A 3,534-nucleotide genomic window follows, 5' to 3' on the forward strand; every position below is an offset into this window, starting at 1 on the left:
TAAGTCGTAAAACGTCCTTGATCATGCGCATGTTCATCCGGTGCGCGGGCATGCTGTCTCCGGCCAAAGCCGGCGAGCATAGCCCGCGTGGTTGATGTCATACGCAACGCCAATCCTGCCTTCCGGTGCGCTCGGTCACGTTCCCGAGATGACCGGTCACGTTGCCGAAATCGCCGGTCATGATCCCGAAACGGCCGGTCACGTTCGTCCGAAATACGCAATGGAAGAACTCGGGTTGATCTGCAAGCAGCCGGGCGGCCATGCCTACAAGCAGGCCACGGTCGAGCGGATCGATATCCCGAACCATCTCAATCGCGAATTCGAGGTTGGTACGCCGAATCAGGTGTGGTGTGGTGACATCACGTATGTCTGGGCGCAGGGCCGTTGGCATTATCTGGCCGTAGTACTCGACCTGTTCACGCGTCGGGTTGTTGGCTGGGCATTCTCGACACGCCCTGATGCCGATCTGGTCGTGCAGGCGTTGGAGATGGCCTATGAGCAACGTGGTCGACCACAAGGCTTGCTGTTTCACTCGGATCAAGGCGGCCAATATGCAAGCCGGAAATTCCGTCAGCGCCTCTGGCGTTATCGGATACGGCAGAGCATGAGCCGTCGAGGAAATTGTTGGGATAACTCCCCGATGGAGAGGCTGTTCCGCAGCTTCAAGACCGAATGGCTACCGTCAGTGGGCTACATGTCGGCGCAGGAGGCACACCGGGACATCAGCCACTACCTGATGCACCGGTACAACTGGATACGGCCGCATCAGTTCAATGACGGACTGGCGCCGGCGGTTGCGGAAGAAAAACTTAACGCAGTGTCCGGGATTAGTTGACCACTACACACGCAACGTTGTGTTTCTCTCCCGCTAGGCGTGCGGGATGGCGACCAACGAAACATATGCCTATCCCGTTGGTGACATAAACCGACCTCGCGGACAGGCCCCTGGATCGATAACTGACGGCACTTGCTGTCCGGTCTGGTTCCGGCGCGGTTGGTCTCGTCGTCGCTCCTACGGTCGCTTACGTATCGCTGATGCAACGTTTTCATCCCATTCAGCGCCCTCATGTCTGCACTGTAACCGCGACGCTTCAGCAGAGCGGAGCCTGGCATCGTTAGTGCATGCCTAGTTGACGTAGCGATCAGGCGAGGGCGGGACTTCGGGGGGCGAGCATCTGTTATCGACCGTTCACAGCAAACTGGGGGCTTCTCGACCGGGGCGCTCGTGATCGACGACACGGATGATCTCGTCGTCCGGCGCGTAGTCAATTGTATGAGGTTGGATCAGGCGATCGAGCCCGTTGGGTGCTCGTCCCCTGGCACTCAAGGCTCACACGAGGCGTTCGTCCTAATCGCACACACCAGTTGTCGATCAGAGGTCAGTGAGAGGAGTCCGCCTATGAAAGCCTCGCTAAAGAGTGCGATCGCGTGTGCCGCCATTTCGTCCGTGATTGTAGGAACGGGCACCGTTTGTAGCGCCGAAGTTTCGAGTGCGTCCGTTCCACATAAGCGCGTGGAGCCGCCACCGCGTCCGGCTGTTGCGACCGAAGTTATGCCCGGCATCACCGAAGAGGGGAAACGTCATGTCGAGCGTGGGCGTGGTAGGGGGCCGAACTTCAAGGAAGGCGGACACCGTCTGAATAACGGCAGCTTTCAGCGCGACTAGGCGCGAAGGAGACCACCATGAAGAAGCTCGTACTTGTATGGCTCCTCGTTCTCGGATGCGCATTTGCCCAGATGCCGTCCACCGTGCTCGCGCAGACCACCACGGCGAAAGTCCTGGTGCTCTATGATGCGCCGCCGAGCGACCCATATTCAAAGCTCGGTTTTGCTTATGCGATTATGCTGCGCAACCTGCTTGGCCATTTCAACACGAACGTCACGCTTGCACCTGTCGACAGCTATACAGCCGGCACTATCGAAAAGTATCAGGCGACTTTCTATCTCGGGGATTACTACAATAATCCCCTTCCGTCCGGATTTCTTGCGGACGTCGTCAAGACATCAAAGACGGTGGTCTGGTTCAAGAACAACTTGTGGGAAGTCGCATGGGATCCCGCGTACAGCTTTACTGCCCGCTACGGATTCACCTTTACCGGCGTGAGTGGACTGGCCTACGCACCATCGAGTAGCAACCCGAACCCAAACTTCTTCGACACGGTGATCTACAAGACCATGAACATGGTCAAGTACTATGCATTCAACGCCAACACCGGCGTGATTAGCGCGGATCCCGACATTGGTGTGACTGCAGTGTCCGACGCGACAAAGGCCAGCGTGCTTGTCACCATCAAGGACAGTCACACGGGTGCGCAGGCGCCGTATGTAATGCGGGCCGGCAATTTCTGGTACTTCGCCGACGTACCATTCTCGTACATCGGGCCACGCGACCGGTACTTGGTCATTTGCGACCTGCTGCATGACATTCTCGGGACCAATCAGCCGGTGCGGCATCGCGCGATGGTGCGTCTTGAAGACGTCAACGCATTCACGACGACATCGTCGATGAAGACGCTGACTGACTACATGTATTCAAAGCGCATCCCGTTTTCTATTGCCACCATTCCGCGGTACGAAGATCCGCTAGGCGCCTATAACAACGGCGTGCCGCTTACCGTACACCTCGCGCAGGCGAGTGGTCTGAAGCAGGCACTCAACTACGCGCTGGCCAGGGGGGGCAGGATCGTGATGCACGGCTACACGCATCAGTACAATTCAACGCCAAATATTGTCAATGCGGTGAGCGGCAATGACTACGAGTTCTGGCTTGCTACTCAGAACCGCCCTGTGGACGAAGACTCGACTCCGTGGGCTTCGGCGCGTCTGTCGGCCGGTTTGCAGGAATTGTTGTCGAATGGTTATTCACCCTTTGCGTGGGAGGCTCCACACTATCAGTCTTCGCCCCTTTCGATCAAGGCCGTTCCTCCGCTGTTCAAGACGACCTACCAGCGTGTTGTCTACTACACTTCAGATACTCCGAATCTGAACTCGAACGCCCCGAATCACGACTTTTCGGTTGGTCAGTTTTTTCCGTATATCATCAATTCAGACTATTACGGACAACGGGTACTGCCAGAGAATCTCGGAAATATCGAATACAACATATGCAATATCGATCCGTCCTCATGTCTGGCATACACGTGGCAAGATCTCTACACGAATGCGCAGTACGCGCTGACGGTTCGGGATGGCTTCGCATCCTTCTTCTTTCATCCATTTTGGCTTGAACCTGATCTCGGCACGCCCGGCTTGCAGGATTTTCACAGTCTCGTGAACGGGATAACCGCTCTCGGTTTCCAGTGGGTCGCTGCATCTGACGCCAAGTAGTGTTGATGTTGTGGTTGGCCGGCCCGGGGGCCGGCCGCCGCGAAAGGCGGACACGCGTCAGGGCCAAATTTCGCTTCAGCTGACCTGCCCCCATCAATAGGGCCAATGGGCTTCTAGCAAAGTCCCTTTAAACCAACTCCTGGAAAGCGGCAGGAGTATCCGCGGTTGCCCGATGTTTCGCCGCAAACTCTGACGGCGCAAGGTAGT

General features: G+C 56.8%; 2 protein-coding genes. Both read left to right on the forward strand.

Annotated features, from left to right (window positions below; all coding sequences use genetic code 11):
* Positions 1–148 precede the first annotated feature (148 nt).
* Entirely contained in the window at positions 149–835 is a 687-nt protein-coding gene (locus C3Y15_RS31205; protein ID WP_260402262.1) for an IS3 family transposase, read from the forward strand.
* A gap of 848 nt (positions 836–1,683) precedes the next feature.
* Positions 1,684–3,327, forward strand: a complete 1,644-nt coding sequence (locus C3Y15_RS31210) for a DUF2334 domain-containing protein (protein ID WP_059497487.1) — start codon at positions 1,684–1,686, stop codon at positions 3,325–3,327.
* Positions 3,328–3,534: the final 207 nt, after the last annotated feature.

The organism is Burkholderia sp. B10 (assembly GCF_004368385.1).
Taxonomy (GTDB): Bacteria; Pseudomonadota; Gammaproteobacteria; order Burkholderiales; family Burkholderiaceae; genus Burkholderia; species Burkholderia vietnamiensis.